The sequence below is a fragment of the Desulfovibrio faecalis genome (genome assembly GCF_053570625.1).
On the sequence record NZ_JBRBQR010000001.1, the window covers coordinates 1,798,679 to 1,824,338 of the forward strand.

At 49.1% G+C, this 25,660-nt stretch carries 18 protein-coding genes and 2 pseudogenes; 3 read left to right on the top strand and 17 right to left on the bottom strand.

Features of this window, described 5'->3' with window-relative positions; genetic code table 11:
• Positions 1–54: 54 nt before the first annotated feature.
• The 16 genes and pseudogenes from ACUZ79_RS08065 to ACUZ79_RS08140 form a co-directional block, all read right to left on the bottom strand.
• Positions 55–257, bottom strand: a pseudogene (locus tag ACUZ79_RS08065) (transposase); the annotation flags it as partial.
• A gap of 143 nt (positions 258–400) precedes the next feature.
• Entirely contained in the window at positions 401–1,204 is an 804-nt protein-coding gene (locus ACUZ79_RS08070; RefSeq protein ID WP_449251262.1) for a class I SAM-dependent methyltransferase, read from the bottom strand.
• A 574-nt stretch (positions 1,205–1,778) separates the two neighbouring features.
• Positions 1,779–3,827: a glycosyltransferase family 2 protein gene (locus ACUZ79_RS08075; RefSeq protein WP_449251263.1), complete on the bottom strand. Its 2,049-nt coding sequence runs from the start codon at positions 3,825–3,827 to the stop codon at positions 1,779–1,781.
• Entirely contained in the window at positions 3,824–4,576 is a 753-nt protein-coding gene (locus tag ACUZ79_RS08080; RefSeq protein WP_449251264.1) for a methyltransferase domain-containing protein, read from the bottom strand. Before ACUZ79_RS08080 ends, ACUZ79_RS08075 begins: the two co-directional genes overlap by 4 nt.
• Positions 4,577–4,587: 11 nt before the next feature.
• Complete coding sequence (locus ACUZ79_RS08085) at positions 4,588–6,318, bottom strand: hypothetical protein (protein ID WP_449251265.1); 1,731 nt, start codon at positions 6,316–6,318, stop codon at positions 4,588–4,590.
• Positions 6,319–7,210: 892 nt separating this feature from the next.
• Positions 7,211–8,458 (bottom strand): class I SAM-dependent methyltransferase, encoded by a 1,248-nt coding sequence (locus ACUZ79_RS08090; RefSeq protein ID WP_449251266.1) that lies wholly within the window; start codon positions 8,456–8,458, stop codon positions 7,211–7,213.
• Between the two features lie 206 nt (positions 8,459–8,664).
• Entirely contained in the window at positions 8,665–9,468 is an 804-nt protein-coding gene (locus tag ACUZ79_RS08095; protein WP_449251267.1) for a radical SAM/SPASM domain-containing protein, read from the bottom strand.
• Between the two features lie 436 nt (positions 9,469–9,904).
• Positions 9,905–11,749 (bottom strand): glycosyltransferase, encoded by a 1,845-nt coding sequence (locus ACUZ79_RS08100; protein ID WP_449251268.1) that lies wholly within the window; start codon positions 11,747–11,749, stop codon positions 9,905–9,907.
• A gap of 32 nt (positions 11,750–11,781) precedes the next feature.
• Positions 11,782–12,465, bottom strand: coding sequence for an acylneuraminate cytidylyltransferase family protein (locus ACUZ79_RS08105; protein ID WP_449251269.1), 684 nt, complete (start codon positions 12,463–12,465; stop codon positions 11,782–11,784).
• An 82-nt stretch (positions 12,466–12,547) separates the two neighbouring features.
• Positions 12,548–14,677 (bottom strand): hypothetical protein, encoded by a 2,130-nt coding sequence (locus tag ACUZ79_RS08110; RefSeq protein ID WP_449251270.1) that lies wholly within the window; start codon positions 14,675–14,677, stop codon positions 12,548–12,550.
• A gap of 101 nt (positions 14,678–14,778) precedes the next feature.
• Positions 14,779–16,341 (bottom strand): radical SAM protein, encoded by a 1,563-nt coding sequence (locus ACUZ79_RS08115; RefSeq protein ID WP_449251271.1) that lies wholly within the window; start codon positions 16,339–16,341, stop codon positions 14,779–14,781.
• 103 nt (positions 16,342–16,444) lie between these two features.
• Entirely contained in the window at positions 16,445–17,080 is a 636-nt protein-coding gene (locus tag ACUZ79_RS08120; RefSeq protein WP_449251272.1) for an acetyltransferase, read from the bottom strand.
• A 3-nt stretch (positions 17,081–17,083) separates the two neighbouring features.
• On the bottom strand, positions 17,084–18,073 hold the full coding sequence (locus ACUZ79_RS08125) for a glycosyltransferase family A protein (protein ID WP_449251273.1): 990 nt from the start codon (positions 18,071–18,073) through the stop codon (positions 17,084–17,086).
• Between the two features lies 1 nt (position 18,074).
• A complete protein-coding gene (locus ACUZ79_RS08130) occupies positions 18,075–18,833 on the bottom strand; it encodes an SDR family NAD(P)-dependent oxidoreductase (protein ID WP_449251274.1) in 759 nt (252 codons plus the stop codon).
• Positions 18,830–19,057: an acyl carrier protein gene (locus ACUZ79_RS08135; RefSeq protein WP_449251275.1), complete on the bottom strand. Its 228-nt coding sequence runs from the start codon at positions 19,055–19,057 to the stop codon at positions 18,830–18,832. Before ACUZ79_RS08135 ends, ACUZ79_RS08130 begins: the two co-directional genes overlap by 4 nt.
• Before the next feature lie 3 nt (positions 19,058–19,060).
• Positions 19,061–20,503 carry a ketoacyl-ACP synthase III gene (locus tag ACUZ79_RS08140; protein WP_449251276.1) on the bottom strand — a complete coding sequence of 481 codons (1,443 nt, stop codon included), beginning with the start codon at positions 20,501–20,503 and terminating at the stop codon, positions 19,061–19,063.
• A 930-nt stretch (positions 20,504–21,433) separates the two neighbouring features.
• Here ACUZ79_RS08140 and ACUZ79_RS08145 point away from each other — a divergent pair.
• From ACUZ79_RS08145 to ACUZ79_RS08155, 3 genes and pseudogenes are all read left to right on the top strand, one after another.
• Entirely contained in the window at positions 21,434–22,555 is a 1,122-nt protein-coding gene (locus tag ACUZ79_RS08145) for a DegT/DnrJ/EryC1/StrS family aminotransferase (RefSeq protein WP_449251277.1), read from the top strand.
• A gap of 170 nt (positions 22,556–22,725) precedes the next feature.
• A pseudogene (locus ACUZ79_RS08150) lies at positions 22,726–23,123 on the top strand (transposase); the annotation flags it as partial.
• A gap of 779 nt (positions 23,124–23,902) precedes the next feature.
• Positions 23,903–24,409 (top strand): Tll0287-like domain-containing protein, encoded by a 507-nt coding sequence (locus ACUZ79_RS08155; RefSeq protein ID WP_449251278.1) that lies wholly within the window; start codon positions 23,903–23,905, stop codon positions 24,407–24,409.
• Here the strand turns inward: ACUZ79_RS08155 and ACUZ79_RS08160 are convergent.
• Positions 24,357–25,598, bottom strand: a complete 1,242-nt coding sequence (locus tag ACUZ79_RS08160) for an ISL3 family transposase (RefSeq protein WP_449250523.1) — start codon at positions 25,596–25,598, stop codon at positions 24,357–24,359. The two genes, ACUZ79_RS08155 and ACUZ79_RS08160, sit on opposite strands and share 53 nt — an antisense overlap.
• Between the last annotated feature and the right edge of the window lie 62 nt (positions 25,599–25,660).

Consider the following 25,660-nt stretch of genomic DNA (forward strand, 5'->3'; position numbering starts at 1 on the left):
AGCCCTTGGATGGGGAGCTTATCCGTCAGTTTTCTGATCAATTCTTCAGCCATGTTAGCAGCACAAAATACGTGCGCGCAGGCGGTATTTTTGAAGTTGTGAAAGCCATGCGCACGCCGCTGGATGAACTTCATTTTACGGTGAAAACCATCTGTGATCCTTTTATTCTGGGTAAAACAGAACATTCGGGCCACTTCTTCCCGCCAATTATGCAACGTCTTGCCCAAGGTGCGCAACGGCGGGAAGGGCGATTTCGAAGTTGATCAAGTTTGTCCAATAACTCAGTCACATATTTGCGGCATGAATCCACACTTTGCGCCCACACGCGTAATAACTCCGCTGTTTCATGCAAAAATTCGTACAGCGATTCAATGTCCGGCCTGTCGCAAAGTATGTTTGCCTACTTGTCGTAGAAGGTCAGACGCAGTTGATGGTCAGCTTGCCGTTTGTGCATTTGGGTTTTGGTCTTAAAGTCATCATACACGCCCTCAAGCCATCCCTCATTTGTCATGGGAAAGGTTCGGAAGGATCCCGTCCATTTAACGCCAGGCGTTTTCTGAAGCACAATGACCAAAGATCTCACCTTGTCGGTGGGGTCCTGGGAAATTTCGAGAATTTGGAATTCTTCATTAAGCAAGGCGGCGTCCAGCTTGTCCGCTGTGATCCTCGCGCCGTGTTGCCCGGACCCTTGGTCTTCAGTTCTGTTCCCCTCAAACTGAAAAAGAAAAATGCCGCCGGGTTTAAGGATTCGCAGCGCTTCCCTAATATAGGAAGATATAGCTTCAAAATCGGTTATGTGCTGAAAAACCCCTGCGGTAACGCAATAGTTGAAGGAGTCGCGTTCGATCATATCCAGTGTTTTTCCATCCGACTGGAGTAGAACGATATTTGGCAGGCAGGAGCAATGCTTCGCAGCGCTTTTGAGCATTTCCTCGGCAATGTCCACCCCGCATACCATGTGGAAGCGGCCTGCGAGCGGCCTGAGAAAACGTCCGACACCACAGCCGATTTCAAGAATATTGGATCGATTTGGCTGAAATGTGCCAAATTTTAAAATTCTTTCCATCATCCTATCAACAAAACGTATCCCTGATAGATGGAACTCAATCGGATCCCACTGTTCATCTTTCTGAAGATGAGAAATGAAAGCAAATTCGTTTAGTTTGTTCAATTCATTCCATAGTTGTTGCATATCAGTAGTCATCGGAATCTCCGCAAGTTAGAAGATGCCTTGAGGTGTCAGTGATCGGCAATGTGCCATAAAAATGTTTAAAATCACGCTGAAAAATGCTGGTGTTATTTTTTAACACACTGCATTTCAAGAATATTTTTAACATAAAACTCAAATGCAGTATATGCAGAATCCATGAACCAATATTTCCCCCTTCCGATTTTTGCCTGACAAGGTAAGCCTGCTGATACTCTCTCCCCAATCCCTCCGCCCCAAAATCTCCCCCTTGTGGGGAATACCATCATACCATCCCACTAGTGGGGGGGATTTTTCCAACCTTTTTGCTGAAAGTTGTTGCTGTCTAATTAAGATTGCGATTGTTTGCCTCAATTAGAGCCTCGGCCCCCTTCCCAGCGAAAAATGTAACCAATCTCGCCTCCGTCAGAATTATCGACCAGGCAGGCGGCAGAAGCAGAAACGCAAAGAATCCAAAACTAGCTTTTAACCTGATACAAAAAAAGGGGACGAACAAGTCCATATTCATTGCGGGGTACATGGAGTGGTAATTTATCGGAATCATACCATGACTGCATTTATGCGCGCAACGTTAACTCCCTCTTGAGCTTACTATCTTCAGCGAATTGAGAAAATGATGCGCAAAATCAGGATACATTTCAACAAGTTTCGGTAATATTGGCTCTGCGCCATCTTCTTCAGCCCGCTGGGTGTCATACATTAGGCAGTCTGCAAAGACGCCGTTGACCAGATCCAGCAAAATAGACTCGTATTTTCTCCCAAAATGTTTGTTAATGACATTATAAACTTCAATTTCTTCTTGCCCAACCTTGGCCCTGTGCTTGAGGCGGTCAACTTCAGAAAGATAATAAATACCTTCCTCGTGCCTGCGATACACACTCATCACCTTGTTTATAAAGCCTATTTTCCCCAATTCAGCATGTAGCAAATGCCAGTACCAGTCACCAGGGCAGCAGTCTGGTCGAAACCATGCAGGCAAACCGTCTCTAAAACGCCAACGGTACATAACAGAGTTCGTTTGGATAAGGTTACACTTGAGCAGATCACTCAAATAGTAAAATGGTTTAATGCCTCGTGGGAGTTGATCCAATGGAGGATATACATGTCCACGCTTACTGCCGTCTTCATACACGACTTGTACGGGATGAAAACACAGGGCGCAGTCTGGGTTCGCATCCAGAAAATCCGCTTGAGTCTGTAACTTGAGGGGGTCCGTGTAGTAGTCATCCCCATCGCACAGTGCTGCGTACGGGCTATGGCATGCCGCAAATAAATAGCGCACATTGTTAAAATTCCTGCGTCTTTCCAGATAGATGGGGTGAATGTGCGGGTGTTTTTGCGCATAGGCAGCAATGATTTCACTTGTCTTGTCGTCTGAACCGTCATCCACAATAATATGCTCAAAAGGAAAAGACGTTTTTTGTGCCAATACGCTCTCAATACAGTCAGCAATATACTGTTCATGGCGATAGGCTAAGGTGAGCACGCTTACCTTATAGTAAGGTACGTCGCTCACATTGCTGCACATGCGGCGTCTAATCGCATGCGTGATCAAGTGGTGCAGGTAAGTTTTTGGGCGAGCTGGTTTCTGTACGGCATCAAAGAGTGACTGCACAATGGGCATATCGAGCTTATCCACAACATCGTTGACTTGCGCAATGGACAGTGTGGCAGGTGTGGGCTGCTCTGGAATTTCTGTGTGGGGGAATGCCTGCTCATAGCCCAGCATACGTGCAAGCCGACGATTAGAGGTCGCATAAAACTTGTGGATACTGGTACGCCACGCATGCCCAAACATGGGCGTAGGCTCCGTGGTGCTTGCAGGTGTGAAGTATGGGGCCTGGGTAGACCACAAGAATTCCCCAACATGCGATGGCGAATCCTTATCTTGAAGGCCGTTCAGGTGATTGGTGCAGGCTAAAAAGTGAGATGGTTGAGATTCTAGAAGGTAGGGTGGGGGCGTAATATCCAACCCCGCAGTCTCCAAGTCTTCCATGAGCACGCCAATATAACTAAGAAAAGCATAGAGGGCGTCACGCCCGTCAGTCACCATGCAGGCATGAATATCTTCGCCAAAAGATTTCTTTAATGAGGCAAAAAAAGTATCATAGAAGAGGTGGCGATCCTTTTCATCGTGCAGAAATGCAGGAATACGATTGAGCTCGGGGCATGATTGCCACCATGCCACAAAAGTTGTGAAGGCTTCCAGTTCCTGATACTGGGGCGCAAAACTGACAAAAAAATGCTGCTTTGCGTTGGGGAAACGTTCTCGCAAATATGTGTTTAAAAACTTCAAGGCCTCGTGACGTCTGTAAAGAAATGGGCATGAAAGAATAAGTGTGCTTGTTGTATGGTGTGGTACAAGGTGCAGATTGGTAAAAACTATTTCATCTAATTTTTTAGTAAATTCATCAAAGGGTAAAAAAGAATCCTGAACAATCTGATATTGAGCGTGCTGCTTATATACGTCGTATTCGTCAGGCTGCATAGAATAATAAATAGACTTGTTGCGCAATTTTTCGCTATTGCGTTCAAGAAAATGATGAATATGCTGCGACGAGCAAAGCATCCCACAATTTACATATATATTCGTAAGAGTATTCAATTGACGTCCTTTCATTCTCGTTTCCAAACAGAACATAAAATTCCGTCAGTGCACTTGTCGTTGCGGGCCGTTGCATCTGTCATGGGGATGCGCCGCCATGAGGAGTATCCGTAAAATGTGGTCGATGCCACGGGGGCTGGCTTCCATCCCTCATGGGTCATTAACTGATATTCATAGTAGTCAAGCGTGGTTGGCCTTAAGATTTTTGAAAAAACATCTATGTCTTCGTAAGAATAGTTGCGGGCAGAGGCACACTGCGAATAGCCTCTTTTAGGGCCAAATGGAATAGTTAGGATCAGTTCTCCGCCCACTTTAAGAATCCGTTTGCATTCTTCTAATGTTTCCAGATCGCCATTGCGGCTATATGCCGCATCGTGGTCCAGGGTTTGCGCTTGCAGCAGTCCAATATGCTCAATAAATGATATGGCAAAAATACGGTCAAACGTATTGTCCAAAAAAGGTAATTTTCGACAGTCTGCTGCAATGAACAATGAAGAAGGGGTAGGGAAATTGCAAATATAATCTGTGAATATGCACTCCTTTACTTCTGCGTTGAGGATGGAGTGCCATAGGGGGGAAGCCTGCGCCGAACCGAGATCAAGCACGCGTTCCTGAGTATGTAAAAACTGTGCCGCAAAAGGATATTCGATGCAGCGACTGTGCAACTTGATAGCCGGGCGGTGAAAAAGTAGGTTTGGAGCAATAGATCCATCTTCTAGCAGAGTAAAAACTGGAATTGTCACAGTTGCTGATGGCGTCGGCATAATTTCCTCAATCACAGCTTGCAAATAATGATATTGTCATCGGAATACTGTGGGTATTTCGCTTTAATTCTGCGGCATATTTCAACACCAGCATTGCTGAAGATAATGATGGGCAAGGTGGTGTTGCCAAGAACCGTGTCGGGATGCAGCACTGGAATGTCATTAACGTGGCTTGGGCCACTGTATGGCGTGTCCACCAATATTGCTTGCGGAAGGGAATCGCTAAAAAGGTGTCTGCGCATGGTGTATATTTCGCCGCAACCCCAAAAATAGACGCTTTTATGGCGCAAGTCCCGCACTTTTTCAAAAAGATAGGCGTTATAGGCGTCATTTTTCAAATGCGCTCGCAGTCTGTGCAGTAATTCTGGTGAGCGAACAAGGGATGTATTCTGCATGATTTGCACAAATTGCGATTGCAAAACCCTATGCCGGATGTCTATAAGCAGACAGCTACATGCAAAATAAGCCAAAGAATCAGCAGTAGTGCGTGTGTCTGGATCTATTTTGGTAGTATCATTGTCCGGAAGTTGCGTGGGATAAAAAATTTTTAGCGAAATATTTGTTTTTTCCGACCTATCACAGGGAATCTGAGTAATGAAATTAAGGTTGTCCGTAAAGCATTGTGACGACTCTAACGAGTTTGTACCAATCATATGCACAGCGACGTTGCCGCCCAAAGATTGTATAGTGTGAAAAAGCTCTCCAAACTGCCTGGCAGTTGGCTTTTTTTCATGGTCAGTTGCGCCAAGCGGCTCAGAATCATGCTGGATTTTGAATGAAAAGGTGCTGCATCCGGCATGGATTGCTTTATTGATTATTGCTTGGTCATTGAGCAATTGCTGCGGATAAAAGTAAGCATGGAAGGGGATGTTGATTTCCGCATGATATTTATCAAGGAATGAATGCAGTTCTTTATCGGGGCGCACAAAATAATCGTCATCGATGCAAATATACTGAGCGCCAAGCTGCTTGATTTCATGAAGTTCATCCAAGATATGATCTAGAGTGCGCGAGGATGCCCCCAAGCTGCCCCTGCTTGTTAAGCAGTGGTACACGCCTTCGGTCAATGTTGTATGGCCCACAATATCCGCCTCGCGTAGGGGCGATGTCTGGCAGCTATTATTCTCTATATAATAGGTGTTTTCCTTGCCGTGCCAGGGTATAGGATAACGCGAAAGGTTTGTTTCATGCTGCCGCGTTGCATTGATACGCAGTGTCCCCTGATCCATGCACACAATGTTGGCAATGCCCCGCCATTCCTGATCTTGGGAGAGTGCGGCCAGCAAATCTGCCAGCGCATCTTCAGCGTCTCCGCAAATAACGGCGTCCACCCTGTGCTGTAGATAGAACACAGGGGTGCGCGTGGGGCCATGCCCCGCCACCACCTGAAAAGCCCGTGGGCAGGCCCTGTGGGCAATGCTGCCCAGCAGGGGGAAGAGGTCGCCAAACATGTCGCACAGGTTGATGGCTATGACATCAGGGTTGAGCAGCGACAGGCGTTCTGCCAACAATGCTTGCTCAATATTTGTTATGGGGTTGGTTGCGGGGTCTGTGCCCACATACGCGCCATCTTGATAATAGAGTAGAGGCGTTTTTTTTCTAGGGACAGTGCGAGATGTTTGCCGCACCAGCTTTTTAAACTGGATAACGTGCGCCTCATGCCCATGCGCCTTCACCACGCTGACAAGCCAACGCACTCCATAGTTGTCCAGATCATATGCAGATATAAAAACAATTTTCATAGCCAGACTTCTTGAATCGTACGGTTTTTTATTGTGCGTGGGCTTGCGATGATTCGCCGATGGCATTCAGCAAATCGACATAGACAGCGTGCTTTAATTGTGTCTGATTGTTCTGCGCATGCGCTTATGCAAGATCAGCAGGGGGAGCGATATAGACCCTGCCCGTAAGTGCGGAAGGTGGCATGCAAGGCCATCGCATGCAAGTATTGTGTAGTTGTTACTTGCTATCATTTCGCGCAAAACATTCATGCCGCCGCGATAGCAGGATTCAACATATGCCCCATGCACTTCCATAAAAATATACGCCTTCTGTTTGGAAAGCATTTCTTCCATGTCTTGAAATGCAAAAAAATCGCAGCGCCTTCAATGTCCATTTTTATGATACCAATACTGCTGATATCTTCTGCCAGGAAGGTATCAATGGAAACCGCGTGCGATGTAAAGCTCTCGCAAGGCGTAACAACTTTTGCCTGCGAGAGGTCTTTATCAATTGTTGCAGAGTGTGCTTTTGACTGTTTGTAAAAAAATAATGTTTTTTCGCATTCGGCTAGCGCATGGGGGTATACTGAAACCAAATCATAAGGAGCCAGCGCCTACTCAATGGCGATAAAACGTTCTATCTCCGGCTCAAAGACAATAATTTTGCCATCACTGGGCATATATTTTAATGCAAGCCAGGTGTAAAAGCCAAATTTTGCACCAGCATCAATAAAGTAGTGCGATCTACTGACTTGTTCAATAAATTTTTCTGTAAATTTTTCGTGGCGTAAAGTTCCATGCCATGTGTCGTTCTGGCCTAAAGTTTTATTTTATTTACCATCTTGACGGCAAAAGTGTATTTTTCAGCATTCATTTTTTTACCTTGGTCGCTGTCGTTGGAGTGAGTAAAAACTTAACCCGCAGTAAAAATAAGATCAGTATGCCCAGGATAGTATGCCCGAATTGTATTGTAAATTTTATTTACGTCTTGGACAAAGATGACAATGGGTAAGATGTCTCCATTCACCAATACATCATCGGGATGGCGCACTGGTATGCCGTCTATGTCCTTGGGCAGTTCGCCTGCGCTGTTCAGCAAGATGCAACGCGGGCGGGCAGACGCAAAAAACTGTTTTTTCTGCCGATAAAGCTCCCCACATCCCCAAAAATACACTTCTTTTCCTTCAATGCGGCGAATGGGTTCCTCAAGAAAAGCGGGGGGCTGGGGTGCGGCGGACGGGGCATCGTCGAGCGGTGCAGCCGGGATCGCGCGTTTGGCGTGGCGTTCGCAATCGGCATCCCTCTGCGAGGAAGCAGCATTGATAATCGCCAGAGCCATCGGCAGATACTGGGGTGCCCACTTTCCCCACGGCATGCCGTTGTCGCCGCCACGGTAATAGGAAGAGGCAAGCCAGCGGTGCATGCGGGATGGGGTCTGCATTTCCTGGTTGATCTGCGCCATGTGCGCAAAATTGGTATTATAGCCCTCGGGCATGCTGTAGGCTTTGACTATTTCGTCTTCTGTCAGCAGCCAGCTATGGCTGGGGCTGTGTTCCCCGCCTTCTGGCGAGGTTGAAATGGTCAGCAGCATGGGGGCGCCGCACTTGGCCGTGCGCCGCAGTTCGGACATGATCTGGGGGATTTTTTCCGGGCTGTTGTGCTCTAGGGCAGAAACAGAAACAACAGCGTCAAATTCGCCCGATTCCAGGCAGGCCAGATCATCCAGGCATGCTTGATGGTATTCGATCTCACCCGGTTGAACTTTTACACGTGTTGGTAGCGCCGCAGAATGCTCCACGTTGCCATTGCGGTATGCCAGATAGGAAGTCTTTTTGACGAATGGACATGCCGAGTAGTGCACCGGAACGCATGCCGTGGCGCTGGATGGCGCAGTGCGCGGAAATACATCCACACTTACAACGGTGTGCCCCATGCTAGCCAAAATGTATTGCAGCAAGCCGTTTCCCGCACCAGCATCAAGAATGCGCGATGGAACGGGTAAATCCTGCAGTCGTTCTAAAATCCATGATAAATCAAGAATATAATGCCAGCCTAGCTGGATCTGAAACTTTTGCGAAAAGCCCATGACGTCCAGAGCGATTTGGGGCGCTTCATCTATAAGATCTTCTGTCAAAATATGCATTTCATTTTTTATTTTCATTGTTCGATCCTAAATGTGCGGTGTGCGCAAAATGTGCGTGTCACGAGCAAAGAATTTGGCTGATCTAAATGTTGTTCGCCTGCTTACGAAAGCATTGATTCTATGTTATCCGTGTCCATTGCGTAGAAAAATCGCAACGCTAGCAATAATAACATTTATTTTTTACACGTGTGTGCAGTATTGGCCAATGGCAACCGCAAGGTATTTTATCCGCCAGGGCTAATGCAGCGCTTGCAGATAAAACCGGGCGAAGATTCTACTCGTCCACAAATTTTTTGTGCCAAGGTGGCTGTCGAGCTGCTTTGCAATATCTCGTTCAAAGATTGCGTACGCAGGTCACCAAACACAGTTTCCCTGTGGTAGTCCATGCAGCACAGGATCAGCTCGCCCGTATACAGAAAGTGCAGCCAATCCGTGAGGCGCGAGCAGGTAAAACCGGTCAGGTCTGGACGCACTGGCTCTTCAAGGCGAATGGCATTGCGAGAGATGGCTCCGGCCCGGTCATGATAGGTAAAAAATTGTACCTGCGGGCGATTGGTAATGCCATTATCTGCAAAAACCTTCTCCCAAAATGTCAGGTAGGTATGCTCAGAAAAAGAGAAATCGTGCTTGAGCGCTGCTACCCGGCCTAGGCCAGCCCCGCGGATCTTGATCGAAAGGGGAACAGACTGGGCAACCTTGAGCAAGTGAATGATGTTGTTGAGGCAGACATCAAAGGGAATGCCCATAATGCCCTCAAAAGACCTTTGATCCACGCCGTGAAAACTGATCCATATCTCGTGGGGGCCGCCATCCATTGCCGCAATCAGTTTGTCCACGTTTTCTTTTGTCAGCGCCAGGGCGTTTGTAGAGACCTCTATCAATGCCGAGGGAAAGGCTGCGCGGATTTTGGCAATGCGTGGAAATATCTGCGGGTCGGCCAATGGCTCGTTTTCCAGATAGGGGCATACTTTGCGCACGGGGAAACTGGAAAGCTGCTCGAGTATTGAATGAAAAATAGCGTCTGACATCACCCCTGGATTGTTTTTGTGCCAGCTTTCCAAATAGGGGCAGATAATGCATTTGCCTGTGCAGACAGAAGTAGTCTGTATCTGGACATTCAGGCTCCGTGTTGCGAAGCTAGGGTATTCAGAAGTATTTTCCATTGGTGGTTCCTCATTATACTTGTACACATGAAATGCTTGTTACTGTCAGGAAATAGCGTGCTCAATGCATGTGGCAATGATGCGCGTAAACACACCAGAGCTGTTGAGGCACGTCATGTGTGAACTACTCAATAAAACATTGTCGCCAGAATATCTGCGCATGTTGTAGCCGTCAGCCGGTGAGGTCTCCATGTGCCGGGCTGCGCAGGCGACGGCAGCCGGGCGGATATCTGCGCTAAAACTCGTTAGACGCTACAGCAAATCAAGGTTTTTCAGTCAAGGGGGTCGATCCGCGCCGTGCCTAAAAAAGCGAAGCGAAGGGCACTCTGTCAAATATCTCCAGCTTGCCGCCAATGGTGGCATTATAAATGTGCCTGCCATCGGCCTCAAAGTAGCGGCGCGCCAGTTTGAAATTCAGTTCAACCATGTCCAGCCGTGGATCATGCCAGACTTTTCCCTTAAAGTACTCTGCATGAAAATGGTTGGCGTCATCCTCTTGCGAAACAATGCAATTGCCAGAAATTACAGCATCATTGGGGATTACATACTGATGGTCCATGCCGATCAGATACACTTTGGTGCAGCCTAACCAGTAGGCAAGCTGCATGTTGGTGTACGAAATAGTGTGCCCAGCAAAAGAACAATCAGCAAAATTGCGACTAAAGCGCGGTCGCTGGTAGTAGATTGTTCCTGCTGAATAAAAATCCGAGTCTATCTCAAACCATTGTGTATTTTCTCTGTTCTCCAAAAAATTCCAGTAACAGATGGGGATAATGCGAAGAGGCTGCGTGTAGTCGCTTATTTCTTTAGCATTGGCGGCGATAAATTCATTATCCTCCACAGTGTAGAGTGTGGGGATAAATCCGGTTTCCCGCGTCTTATAAAAAATCCCATTGCAGCCAATGGTTACTTCATCACGCAGCAGGCTGAAATCAATTTTGTTAAGCGACGGGCCGTTGCCGATAATGAAGCAACGCCGCCCCTTGTATGCATCTTTAAGGCTTGCGGTATCTGTTGCGCCCGCAGGCCAGTGATTTCGTATGTAGTGAATGGTGTGTGGCTGTTTTTCGGGTTCAACGACCACTGTGGGGTATTGCGTCTCCCAGGCAGTCAACTCGCTTTGCAGATTGGCCATCTTTTGCCTGTCTTCAAGCAATATCCGGCTCTTTCTGTCATAAATATAAAGAGCCTCATGATAGCCAAGCAAAAGGGTCCTAGTCAGCATTTCCAAACTGACATTGCGCGTGGCTCGGGCAATGATGTTTTCCATGGTCTGGTCGTTGGTGGTGGCAGTTGCCTGCTCAGTTAATCCTCGTAGTGACTTGTACAGATATGAAAGAAGATAGGAAGAAAACATGTCGACCAGTTTATCCGGGCAGCCTTGCTGTTTAAAGTGCGGAACCATCTCATGCAAAAGGATATACGCAGCTTCGGCAGTTTCAGCGTGCTCGCCCTTATACACGAGAGGAGAGCGAGCATCTGTTGGCAGGTCAAACCGCGACACAGCATAGGCCATGTCCATGGAGCCCACGTATGACTGCGCATGAAACAGAAATAGCGACACCAAACATAGGTCTTCTCGCCAATGGCGGATAGAACTTGCCTTGGCTGTTTCAATGATTTTTAGCCATTGGGCACGGCGAAAGAGTTTTCCGTACATGCAGTGGGCGCGCAGATTCTTTTCAAGATACGCGGTAAAAATCTCATTATCTTTAAGTTTTTCTGCAAAAGGCTGGCTCCATTCCCACATGATGCCAGCTTCATCTGCTTGCAGCCGTGTGGCAAGGGCCATGTGGACTATATCAACCTGCTGTTCATGGGCCAGTTGCAAGTTTTTTTCCAGTACTCCATTGCACAAAAAGGTATCGTCTGCATCCGCAAAGGTGATGTATTCTCCATGCGCGGCAAGTATGCCTGAAATTCTCGCGTTTTTGGTATATTTTCTCTCCGCATGTCGCACGAGCTGGATATCCAGCCCCTTTTCTCTCCATTGATCCACAATGGCATCGCAAGGCTCATCAGAAGCGTCATCCACAAGAACAACTTCTAGCGAAGGCACGCGCAACTGTAGAATGCTCTCAAATAATGTGGGCAACAGATGTGCATGATTATAGTTTGCAACGGCAATAGAGAGCAATGGAAGCATATACACCTCGGGAACTGTAGATGGAACTTGGGCTAGATTGCAGATTCGCGAAATGCCTTCCAGGCAAGCTCTGCAATATGGAAATCGTCTTCGGTGTCGATATCAAATGATTCACTTTGCGCAATGGGGAACAATAATGGGCGTTGACCAATACGATTATTGCCAGCCTGCAGAAAAGACCGGGATGAAAAAATGTAGACACAAGAGTTTTCTTCGTAGATAGGCTCAAGGTCTTGGGTGTTCATCAGGCGTGACGGATCATGGTTCATGGGTGTTCCATCGACGCGCCAAAACCGCGTTTGCATTTCACGCACAGAAAAAAGCGAATCATGGTCGTTGAGGCTGCCAAAATAGCGCGCTATGGCAGCGGAGACTGTTTCTTTGCGCAAAAGGGGATTGGTGACATGCGTTTGCAGATAGTGCCCATCGCCCAACAAGCCAATGTCATGCGCAATGATGCTGTTCATAGGGATATGGTGACCGCATAATGCGGCTGGTCTTTCGTGAATAACGACCTTGCTCCATTGTGAGGATAGTTTGGCCACAATATCGCTATCTGTATTGACAATAATCTGATCCACGCCAGGGCACTGTTGCATCATTTCAAGAACCTTGCACAGCAATGGCTGTCCACAAAAGGAGCGAAGGTTTTTCCCCGGCACACGTTCAGATGCGCCCTTGATCGGGACAAGAGCTGTTACGGTAGGGTTAGCCATAATCTTTCCTTTACGGTAGTGCATTCATTGGGCAATTCAAAAATTGCCAGCAGTTTCACAATATATCCTGGTAACAGAATGATTATTCGTAATACATAATGCGCTGCATCTGCTGGTTATACAGTGCAGTTCCAAGAATTTGCTGCGCCGCGTCATGCCACAATTTTTTGCAATAGTAGGGCATGGGCGAAGTCATATTTTTTTCCGCAGACAGGCTCCGCCATGGCTTGGAATCAATCCATGCATAGTGCAGGCAATAGGGCATTTTATCGCCAAATATGTAGGTGGTGTGGCAGTTGTACCCCTGTTCTAAAAACGTCAGCCATGAGGGGTGTTGCGACAGCAGTATGTTCACTACTGTTTCTTCTTCTTGCAAAATTTTATGCTTATCGAGCGCAGAATACACCTCAAGCAGTTTGTCTTGCACAGCGCACTTTACATACTGGTCGTTTTTAAAAAACACGACAGCAGGCACCAGGCGTATTGTATCAAAAAGACCCTCATCAATGGCGTATCGTTCTACCACTTCTGAGGGGTTCTGGTATGTTCCTGCCCGGTTAAAGGCCTTGTTGTTATATGTCAGTGCGATCATGTTAGACGTGGCAAAAACCTTTGCCGCATCAAAGCGCCGCAGGCACAATACGTCTGTTTGCACACCAATGCTGTATGGATAGCCGCGCTCTGCCAACAGCGATGGCCCGGCAAACTGATTATACGCGCTTGGCGTAGTGGCACAGTACTGAATGGCAAATTTGTCTGCATACCGTGTATGCAGGGGGGTTATATTAAACTGCGACAAGAGATTGCGGCTTTCATCAGAAAGCGCTTCTGTGTTTGTGATGTAGAAAAGGTCATTTCCTACGCCATTTTTTCTGAACGAACATAGCGTTACAATGGCCTGAACCACCACGCGGTCGTCGCCCGCGCAAAAAATGGCGTGATCGCTCGTTTTGCCAGCGGTGATGTGCGTTACGCGCTGGGTGCTGGCAGGGGCATGTTCCTCATTGTGCCGCGTCAGCCACTCTTCCATCAATGGCTTTTCAATTATGGCGCGCTGCACGGCCTTAACATTTTTTTCCAGGGTGCCGATGGCCATTGCGTGTCCAAAAGACGTGCAATCGTCAAAGTCTCCCTCTCCCCGCAATGCGAAACGCAACTTGGGGATGGGCCATTGCTCGTTTTGTGCAGGTGCGTCCACGCGGGGCTGGGCAAAAGCGGCAACAACAGCATGCCAAAAGGCCGCCGTGAAGGGTTTTTCATAGATGGGCCAGGCCGAGGCCTGCCTTGGCGCAGGGCAGGCCCATTGCTCGTAGGTTTTTCCAAACAATGTGGCTTCGTAGCCATCTTCTGCCGTGCGACCAATAACCTTTTTGACTGATGGATGCGCCAGCAGCATGTAGTGGTTACGGAACTTACCGTAGTGTGGATCGGGCAGGCATATGACGCCCAGGCTCTTTAATAGCTTTGTTTCTTCTGGTGAAATATCTGCAACAGAAAAAACACGCTTATATTGCCCCAGAAGTTCGATCAATTTTTCTTTTGCGGAGATAAAGCTGAATTCTCTGCCGCTGGCATCACATCCGGGGATAGTATTTCTGCGTCCTACGATCAAAGCAGTATTCTTTGGCAGCCAAAAATCCGCATGCTGGATATTAATGACATAGCGCGCTGTTTCGTTGGCGGCTGCCGCTTCGAGGTAATATTGCTTGATGGATTCCCTTTCCAGCAGTGCGGCAATTTCCGGCACATTGGAACTAAAGGAATGCATCAGGTTTTCCAGGTAGCGCACTGGGTGCAGCACAATGTCGAGCCATGGAATATCAAGGGCGTTCAGCACACTTTTAAAGCGGGGCGGTAGTGCCGAACCTATGACAAATTTGCCCTTGAAGCAGGAAAAAAGCTCCACAAGCTGGTCCGAAGGGGGGCAATCGCCCAGCGAGGCAACCCAATCCTCGCGCGTGGCTTTTCTGTTCTCCAGGCCAAGACAGGCATAGTAACGATCCTGAAAATTGGAGGGGAGGATACTTTCGAGTTTCTCCACAGCAAAGCCAGTCCCGTATTTGAGGGGGACGGCATAGATATTGTGCAGTATCTCGGCTGTCAAAACCCACGGATCGCGGCGGAATGAGCGAGCCCACATCTGTTCTTCGCCTGATGCTACTCGGCTTAAATCGGGCAGGATAACAAAAGACTCAAAGAAAAAATGTGACATACCGCCTCTGAAACGATTATAAGTGCTAAAAATCGACGAACGGTTTCATCAAGACAATAATATATGTTCCTGCACTGCAACCATGCGACCCTCAAAGACCATTAAATGTCTTTAAAGCGCACGATGTGCAGGTCTCCATTTAACAGAGAGGGATATTCGGCAGTCACCTTGTCGCCCCACTGAACAAAGCCGTTTCTGACAAACATGACGCTGGGCAGGGCAGGCGCATTTTGGCGCACGAGTTCTTGCGGAGACATTACGGCGATACCGTCCACCGTCTGGGAATCGCAGCATGGGGATGTATCGGCCAAAAAGCAGCGGGCTTTGGTCTGCGCAAAATATTTTCCAAAATGCTTCCACGCGGCGCCGTATCCCCAAAAATAGACTTCCTGCCCAGCCAGGGATTGCCCAAGGGCCTCCACATGAGCCTCATAACGGTCTTCAACCAGTTGTCTGTACTGGTGGGCCAGCTCCGTCAAAAGCTGGGGAGTGGGCTTTTGCGCCTGCAGGGCCCCAAATGTGGCGTCGTCCACAAGCTGGCGGAAGTGCAACAGCATGCCCCTGAAATACAGCTCGTTTTCAACGGGCATGTTGGGCATCACAAAGGGGTAGGGTTCGCGCAGGGGATAGAAGGGCCAGTTTTTGTAAAAAAATGCAAACTCTTGCGGAAGCTCCGGTGAAGGCAGTTGACTAATGCCTGCCAAGGCGCGGGCAAAGTCTTCTTCCGTATCCAGGCAAAAGGTATCCGTAGCCGCGGGGTTAGGCTCCAGACAGGTTTGCACGCCTTTTTCCCACTTGGGCAGGGCTTCATCGGCCTTCAGATCGTCCCTGTAGTTGGTGGGGTACCAGTCACGCGCAGCGGCAATGATTTGCTCCTTGGTGAACGTACCGTCAAATATCTCAATACTTTTTTCTTCAATGCGTATGGCCCCTGCCTCGGCAAAAGCCTTTGCAAGCTTGGGCGAAAATTTTTCTTTGCTCTCCTCAAGGTGCTGGCGCTCCATGGGCAGACACATGCCGCACTGCGGGCAGAGCTTGGTTACCTGCTCCTGAAAAGCTTCTGGCGCGCGCCTCCACCAGCCCGGCTCAACCTTCCAGGCGTGTTTGCCGCCGTAGAGAACGGCGTCAAGGGGGCCAGCCACTTCGCAAAAATAGGCGCCGGCAGACACAATGGTGGGTGCCCACAAGCGGGGCAGCCAACAATCGTTGATGAGCTTCCACATGATGCCCTTGTCGGGCACGGCCTCATCCACGGCAATGGTCAGCGGCTGGTGGCGGCACACAGAAAGCTGTGTGGCGTCGTGGGGATTATAGTGGATATGGCTAAAATTGTTGGCAATTTCTGGAACCAAACGGGGATTTTCCCAAGGAGTGTTGGGCAAACCAGAAGTCCACAGTTGCAGGCGTTCTTTGGGGATACGCTCTGCCGCCAGGGCTACGATTTCTTTAAATTGCGGGTGCAGGAGCGGCTCACCGCCCATAATGCCCACCACATTGGGCCAGCCTTCCAGAGAATCCAGGGCCTGCGCTACCTGATCCAGGTTCATGGTGTAACGGTTTTGCATGGAAACATGGCCCAAGTGGCGCGTGCAATAGATGCAGTGTTTTTTGCAAACGCTGGTAATATCTATTTGCACAACCCAACTATTGTAAATGTAATCCATATGTAATTCCTTAGATGATTCGGATCTTCCGGGTTTGCCTTGGATTGATTCTGCCACGGGCCAGCCGGGAAAAATTCATGTTTCCGCTCATGATGTCTTAAAATTATATGCAATATGCTGGATTTCCAGCCATGCGCTTGTTGGATTTGCACCCTTTGTAGATAACACTGGCAGGGGCAAAAACATTTTCATCACCCACAGTGCATTTGTCCATGAGCACGCTATTTACGCCAAAGCGGTTTTTGCTGCCCACAGTGCACGAGCCAAGGATGCTCACGCCAGGGCCAAGAAAGTTGAAGTCCCCAAGCGTCACATCGTGCCCAATTTTGCACGCGCCGTTGCAATAGTTGCCATGCCCCATGCATACGCCGCTGGTCACAGTGCAGCACATGCCCAAAATATTGCCCTCGCCCAATACTGCATCAGGGGAAACATAGGCGCGCTTGCTGACGATATTGCAAAACTGTGCTCCCCGTTGACGCATCATGGTATGGGCCGCTGCCCGGAGGGTGGGGTCAGCAATGGCAACTACAAAACGGTCTTGCGGTGTAATGGCGTAGCTTTCATCCGAACCCAGCAATAGGTGCTGCAACGTGCCCAAATTTCCCGCATAGCCCATGTGGGAAAGAAAACCCTTAAAGGTCATGGATTGCTCAGCCTCGCCAGACAGCCCATCCATAAAAACCTCGTGCGTTTCGCGCCCTGCTGACGAATTACCTATAATGACGAGCTGTGGCATGACTTAATATGCCCTTCCTGTACGTAGTAAGCGCGTTGCATGCACGATTTTTTCTGCATTGAGGCGGCAGCCCAGCAGCAAGACCTTGAGGAGGGTATCTTTGTCGGTATGTTCAAGCAGGCTTTGGAGGGTGGCATCAGAAATATCGTTGCCATCTTGCCGCCCAAGGGCCATGGCAAGCCTGCCTACGCACAGGCTGAGGTAGTGCTCCAGATAGGCTGCATACTGGGCGCGTATATCTTCGCAAAAACCCAGGCCTTGCATATAGGGCAGCAATTCATTGCGCATGGCGTAGGTGTAAACGGCTCTTTCTGTGGCATCAATCCGATCTTTTTCCACATAGCTATAGGCATAGCCAACCTCGTGGCTGCCAATGTATCTTTTGGCGTGCATGAGGTAGAGAGAGTTGAGATATAAGTCTTCTACATAGCGCAATACAGAACTCTGCGATGCATGGTCAATGAATTGCAGAAAAATATGTTTATGAAAAAGCTTATTCCAGATGGCACTGGTCCCATGTATGTCATTTTTCAAAAAATGTAAAAAAATGTCAATGCCTTCCAATCGTTCCGCAAAAGGATCCGCCACGTAAAAGTAGCGCTCAAGCGTCCCATCTGGCGCGGCAATGTACGAGCGGAAGTGCAGCACCTGAGCGTTCTCAACAACCATGCGCCGCCAGTGCCGCGCCAGAGTCTGCGTGCCCACAAGGGCATCGTCGGCATCGGCGAAGGCCACAATTGGCGCCTGCGCAGCGTAGATGCCCGCAAGGCGAGCGTTTTTTGTGTATAGCCGCTTTTTCCCCCGAACAAAATTGATGTGCAGGCCTTGTGATCTGTAGCCATCCAGGAGTTCGTTGTAAGGCTCGTCAGAATCATCGTCCACAATGACCACTTCTATACGCACTCCCTGCTGGGCCAGCACGCTGTCCAACAGGCGCGGCAGCTTGTGCGCGTGGTTGCGATTGGGCACGATGAGCGAAATGTCGCATTCCATATCAGTATCTTCCGCCATCAAGAACAATAGTTTGCCCAGTAATCCATTTGCTGTGGCGGGAAAGAAGAAAGACTGCCATGGATGCCACGTCTTCCGGTTCGCCCAATCCAAAAGGGTAGGAGGCAATTTCTTCTTGCCTTCTCTCTTCTGGCAAAAAAGACAGGTAGGTCTTTTCCGCCATGGGGGTCTTAACCAGGCCAGGTGCAAGGGCATTAACGCGGATGCCTACCGAGGCCAGCTCCTTGCTCAGCACGCCAGTGGCAGCCAAAATGGCTCCCTTGGCTGCAGCATAAATGCTCAGACCTGCCTGCGCTACCAGCGGGGCTCGTGAACCGATAAAGACAATGGCGGCCCCCCTGCCCACATTGTTGCGCCTGTCGGCAAAACCCTTTGCCAACAGCATGGCCGCCGTGTAGTGAATGTCAAAAAAAGAAGTTGCCATCGTGCGGTCAAATTCCCGCAATGGGCTGATAAGGGCCGTGCCTGCGCACGGCACAAGCCCGCTCAGCTTTCCGTATTGCTCTCGCAACGAGCGCACCCATGAGGGCAGAGCGTCCATGTCGGTCAAAAGGTCCAGCGGCTCCAGAAAAAGAGCATCGGGGTGGGCGCACTGCGCGCGCATTTCCTCCAGTCGCTGCTGCGACCGACCACTGGCGACGACCGTGGCCCCAAGGGCGTTCAATTGCAGTGCAATGGCCTTGCCAATGCCCGAGCTTGCCCCTGTGACCAGTATTCTGTCGTTCGCGTTAAATGTGATCATTTGACGTGACCCGACACCATGGCTACCACATCTGCCACGGTGCGAATTTGTTGGTACTGGGCAAATGTGGTTTTGACGCCAAATTTGCGGTCAAAGTAGGCCAGACAACCCATTACCGCCAGAGAATCCCACTCTTCTACCCCAGTCAAAAGAGTTTCAGGCGTGAGGGGTTCATCCCTCTGCAAGATGTCCTGAAGGTCTATCAAAAATTGTGCAAGCGTCATGCGTTACTCCATATCATTTCCAGAAAGCTTGTTTTTCCAATACGTTTGCAATGATTCTTGCGATAGTTGCGTTTCTGGTTTTTCATAATCGTGGATACCAATATTTATGGTTCCTTCAAGCGATAGAATGGCGGATGCCCACGACAGGCCCACGCCAAAGCCTGATAAAAGGATGTTGCCCGAAGGAAACGCACCTTGTCCTGTCATGCTGCATAACACTCCGGGAATAGAGCAGCCCGCAAGGTTGCCATACGCGCTCAGACATTCGGTGGAAACCTTGTGCAGGGGAAAGCCCGCCTTTTGTGTGACCGCCTCCACAATCTGCTTGTTGGCTTGATGCAGCGCAAGAAAGGCAATATCCTCTGGCGTTAACTGAGCATAGCAGAGCAACTCGCCAATAGTTTCAGGGACTCGGTTCAGTGTGAAGTCAAAGATTGCACCGCCATCCATATAGGTTCGCAGGAGGCTCCACGGGTTGCCCGCGCTGTCCGTCAGCGCTGAGCAAAATTCCTCGCGGGTTGCACTGTCTGCGGGCAGAGGCATGCGCGCCGCGCCGCCCGGCACAATAAGCGTTTCATAGCCGCTACCGTCCGTGCCTAGCGTATACCACGAGGGTCGCGGTGTCGGGTCATATTCGAGCAGTGTTGCCGAGCCACCGTCGCCAAAAATGGGGGCCACGATACGGTTCCCCTCTGGGGCCAGTTTGCTTGGGGTGTCGCCCACCACCAACAGTACTCGCCGCACGGCCCCCGATTCCAGTAGGGCACTGGCTTGCCACAGACCATAGGTATAGGCAGAGCATCCCTGATTTACATCATAGGCGGCACACTGCGTGGCAAGGCCCAACCTGTGCTGAAGAATGCAGGCCGTAGCAGGAAAAAAGTAGTCTGGTTGCTGAGAAACAAAAATCAGTGCGTCAATGGAAGCCCGTGCCTGCGCGTCAAAGCCAATGCCTGCAAAAAGATGCTCTGCAGCCTGGCAGCACAGATCTGCAGCTGTGGTGGCGCTATCTGCTATCCGACGCCTGTCAACGCCAGTAACCTTGGTCATGCGCTGGGCTTTTTTTGCATCACCGTTAAAATAGAATAACTCGTCTATAAGGCGAGCTTCCTTGTCAGGAACCACCACGCTTATAGCCGATATTCTGACATGGCTAAAAAAACTGTTAGGCATGTGACAACCTTTATCGTGCACGGGCAACAGGGGGAGAGGGAATTCTCGCAACCCTGCGAGAATATTCTTACCACGCTCAAAGCATAACTGCAAAATACATACCGTGTCAAAAGTAAGGCGCTGCTGCGTATGAACTCTTACGTTTCGCTGGCAGTATTGGTTGGTAGATACGGCATAATTTGCCTGAGCTCTGATCATGTTTTCTGGCATGCTCAGGCAAATTTTATCGAGTCTGCATTGGGAGAAAGCCGCCCCAAGTCCTTTTGCAGGCATACGCAATTGCACAGCTCCAGCATTGTATAACCGGGCTGGATTTTAGATGGCTAAAGCAATTGAAAATGGCTGTCAATTCGTCTGCGCTACAGTAAATTGCTCTTGTGCTTTGCGACCTTGGTGATGGATTTGAGGTTATTGTATTTTGCCCGCACGACATAAGTATTTTGCCAGATGGAAAACAGTGTTCAGTGTGCTGCAAGATCCTGAAGCCCCCCCATCTGTGTTGCCTCAGGCCGAACGTGAAATGCTTCTGTTTTCATTGAGATTTGCAGAATTTTGAAAGAGGGGATACGAGAACGTTTGTATTTTCAGTTCAAGAGGCTGTGCATCGTTATTTTGGACAGAGGTGCAGTCTTAGTGACACTATACTGTGCGTCGGCTACCGCGCCGCGCCTATAGATGTCTGTTTATTGTCAGTAGTCGTTATGCACACCAAGAGAACGAAAGAATGACATTTTGTGTAGTGTAGAGCTGAGTTGAAAAAGTCCATTTTTATTGATTCAATTGTTTTGTAACGGAAAATCAGCAATAGCGCCCATTCGCTTCAAGCGGCACCTATACGTTAAGAAAACTTCATTTCCAGCAATAAATACATCTGCTGGATCAACTTCTCTTTTATCAGTCTATCCTTTCATGAAGAATTTTGAGCTGCAATCGTAAATATTGTTACTTCATCATATTCAGTGAATCTGACAAACGCAGGTTGGATCGACGCCGTTTTCTTGGCAAAGTCAATGAAATTGATTAGTAAAGAATGGCTGTATGATGTTAATCTGTTTTTTATCTCTTTAAACGATGTTTTTGTTAGGCATGCTTTATGCTCGGCTGTTTGTCCAGAATTGATTTTTCTCTTTTTTTCTTTGCCCTTTTTACATAATATCTCAATAAATTTACGCGTCCCCACGTACCAACAGGGAACATCAATTTATGGAAAACAAACTCTATGTCACAAAGTCCAGATTGCCCGACAAAGAAAAATTTTTCCGGCGGCTGGAGGAAATTTTTCAGACAGCGTGGATAACAAACCACGGTTGTCATGTTCGAAATCTGGAAAGGTCTCTTTGCGATTATCTTGATGTTGATGAACTTCTTCTCTGCAACAACGGCACTACGGCGCTTATGCTGGCCTTGCAGTGCGCTGGCCTTGCAGGAAAAAAAATTGCATTAACACCATATACTTACGTTGCAACACTTTCTGCAATCCTTTGGATGGGATGTACGCCTGTTTTTGTGGATGTCGATCCTGAAACCATGTGTCTTTCTCCTGAAAAACTACGCAAATGCCTTCAGGATTCGCCTGATATTGCAGGCGTACTCCCCGTGCATGTCTACGGACTTGCCTGCGATGTGGAAGCCCTTGACGTTATCTGCCGCGAGAATGGCACCACGCTCATTTATGACGCCGCACAGGCTTTCGGTTGCCGTTATGCTGGCAAAGGTTTGCTGAACTACGGTGATTACTCAATTTGCAGCTTCCATGCCACCAAACTTTTTCATACCGCCGAGGGGGGCTGCGTTGTTTCCCATTCCGCCGCTGCCCATCAGGCTTTGTCGCGCGCTCGGGCGTTCGGTCATGAGGGCGACACCCACTATTGCCTGGGCATCAATGCAAAAATGAGCGAACTCCATGCTGTAATGGGCCTCTCGCTTTTGCCGGGAACGGAAGAAGAAATTGATCGGCGCAAAAATGTGCACACCGCCTATGATGCCCTGCTGACGAGCGTGGACCTGGCTTTCCCCAGACGCAGCAGTAAACTGGATTGGAACTACGCCTACTACCCGGTGTTGCTGCCCGACGAAAACAGTATTTTGCGGGTGCAGGAAGCGCTGGCCGCACAAGATATATACACTCGGCGATACTTTTATCCTGCCCTAAACACCTTGCCCTATCTCAAGGCAGAGTGGCAGGTTTCGTGCCCAGTGGCAGAAAATCTTGCCAGTCGCGCTCTTTGCCTGCCCCTATACGGCGACCTTGAGGAAAAACAGATCGTCAGGATTGCGGCCAGCCTGGGCAAAGCATTGGCGGGTCTGTCGCTGGGCAAGGAGTAGAGATTGACGGGCAGCGCTGCGGCATAACGCCGGGCAATCCCGGTAATATGAGAAAACATGTCGCGGCAGTAAATGCGGTCGCGCTGGTAATAGGTTTGTTTTTCTGGCAAGCTTTTATTTTGAGTCTTGCCTGGCTGAGCCATCCATGATTGGCTTAGCTAGGTATAACAATGAAAGGCAAGTATGAAATTCGTTCAAAAATCTCAGAGGCCAAAATCCGGCAAATAGTGAGGCTGCTTGCCGTTGACTTGGATGGCTTGCAGATTGCGCAAATCGCAGGTGTGAACCGAAATACTGTGAACAGGTATTTGGTTGCATTTCGCAAACGCATTGTCCATTTCTGCGAGGCAGAATCTCCTGTAAAAGGAAAAGTTGAGGTTGACGAAAGCTACTTCGTCGTTCGCCGAGTTAGGGGCCTTCGAGGCCGTGGAGCCTGAGGAAAAACATTGTTTTTGGACTATCCAAACAAAATAGCAGAGTCTACGCAGAGGTTGTCCCCGACTACTCAAAGGTCACCCTCCAAGGCATAATTCGTTGTCGGGTAGAACTCGAAAGTATTATCCACTCCCTTCACCATAAAGTATAAGAACGGCGCCATCCGCCGCGTCAACGTCAGCCAATCTGCAGCTACTGAAACCCGGGGAACGGGCCGGAACCTTTTTGAGCAAGAGTTGTGCATGGTTCCCGGCGACAAGCTGCGCACAAGGCCCGTAGGGTGTAGTGGTGCCGTCGAAAACGAGTGGTAGGCTTTTAGTTTTTAGAATTTATTGTGGGCAGCATGCCCGTGGGATTTCTGTCTGTGGCGCCCTGAGAGCAATCTTGGTGCGCCATTGTTTTATGTGTAGTTGTTAACGTATTATCATATATTAAAAAATATGTTATTATGTTGCCTGAGGGAGTTGGAGATTGTCTGTATATTTGTGTATTAGCAGTATGTATTGAATTATTGCTTCTGCAAAGTAGATTTTATTGCTGAAAAATAACAAGTTGATAGCACGCTATTGTTTATTAATGCAACATATTTATTTCATAAGATAATTATTTTTATGAAATATTGTATTGAAAAATTGTGTAACTTTCTAATATTGCATGATAAAAAAATTATTTTTCCTTCTAATGTTGTTATAGTTTGTGCCGATATACTTCATATTGTGCGGTTTATATTGACTTCAGGAACAGTTTATTGTTTGTATTTATATGAATTTTTATCTAGCTCGATGGCAGAAAGCGTGGACCCTAGCAATATTGCGGGTCCTGTGGCTGATTTTTTCAAAATCCTGAGTGAGCATCTTTAGTTGTGCAGATTTGAGGCCCTAACGTTTTGTGACTCGCAATTGTGGGGGACTTATGAGTATCAAGCTGAAAGTTTTGCTTCTATCAATACTCGGGCCAACGCTTCTTGCCATCCTGGTATTTGCGTACGCAATGCAGAGCATATGGAAGTCTGAAGAAGAGGCCGTCCTTCAATCAGCACGCGGCATTGTCAGCATGGCTGAATCGGCACGTCAGGAAATGGCCCTTAAGTTCAACGGTGTTATCAAGCCGCTTGATGAAATCTCGCGCGATAAACTGGTTGATGCCGTGCCAATCATCACGGCCATAAAAATGGCGCGACAAAATGCGAGCAAGCTTGGTTACCGGTTTCGTGTGCCCAAATATTCCCCGCGCAATCCGGAAAATACACCCAACGAGCTGGAAAAAGCCGCCCTGGACAAAATCAAGGCGCAGGGTCTTACTGAACTTGTGGTGCGACAGCCCGACGCCATCCATTATTTTGGTTCTTCGTCGTTTGATGTGGAATTCATGAAGCCACTACGACCTGAATCGGGGCCGCAATCAGGTAGACCATGGTGATGAAGTTCTCCACGTTCCGGTATCCTCGGGCCCTGGCCCTTGCCGCCTGGAACAGGCCATTGAAGCCTTCGAGCCTCGCATTGGTGTGCAAGGAATGCCAACGATGAAGGATTCGCGGCAAATGCCTCTCAAAGCTGGCCAATGCTCCGCGCACGGGTTCCAATAGCGGGCAGTCGGCCGCGTACTCGGCGGCATGCTTGAGAAAATGGGTTATGCGCCACTTGGCGGCCTGCTTCGATTCGGCCCGTCGAACCCAGCGCAGAAGTTCTTTGACACGGTAGGCCTTGGCGGTAGCGAAGCCCTGCTCGACGAGTTCCAGGAGAGCACTCTCCTGATTCTGCGTGCGTATTGTCTCGGCGCCCTTGAGTACGGCCCAACGGGTGTGGTCCGGCAGCTTTGACTGCCTGGCCTCAAGCTTTCTGACGTCATCGACGGCCTTGGTGAAGAGTTGGACGACATGAAACCAGTCGACTGTCACCGAGGCAGACTTGAACTTCTGTTCGACGGCGGAGAGGAACGCAGGCGACATGTCGCAAACTACCTCGACGATGTTTTCAGGACAGCCTTCATGGGCTTCAATGAACGCGCAGAACTGAGTCAGGCATTCCTTGCCCTTACCTGGAGTCGCGAAGATCACGGGCCTGTCGGAACGATCCAGGTCAATGAAGACGGTGATGTAATTGTGCCCACGCTTGGACGCGGTCTCATCCAGACCGATGGCCTTGATGTCTTTCAAGTTCAGCGCATTGATGGCTTTGGCCACATAGTGATGGACGATGCGCCACAGGCGGGTATCCGTGACCTCGACATGACGCGCTACGGCATTGACCGGCATCTCTCGAACGAGGCTCATGACAACCTGCTCAAAAAGCAGGGTAAACCGGCTGCCTTCCCTGGCCCATGGGGCTTCGACGCGTCGGATTCCATGTTCCGGGCAATTGATCCTCGGCAGTCGGGCTGTGAGGTAACAGTGATGCTGGAAGAAGTTGAGATGCCGCCACGTGAATTCCTTGAAGTCGTGAGCCTTGCACGCGGCTCCGCACTCGGGACACGGATACAGCGCTCCGCGGTCGGCACCGATCTCCAGGTGGAGCTTGGTTGGCGTATGGTCGGTATCAAGACGTTGGCTCATAACTTTCCAGGGCGGCGTGAGGCCGAGGCCCAAGGCAAAGATTTCTTCAGCTTGCATGGCAGTCCTCCTAAAGGAGGGCTATCCAAACTGATTGAGGTCGGTCAATTCCACATCAAACG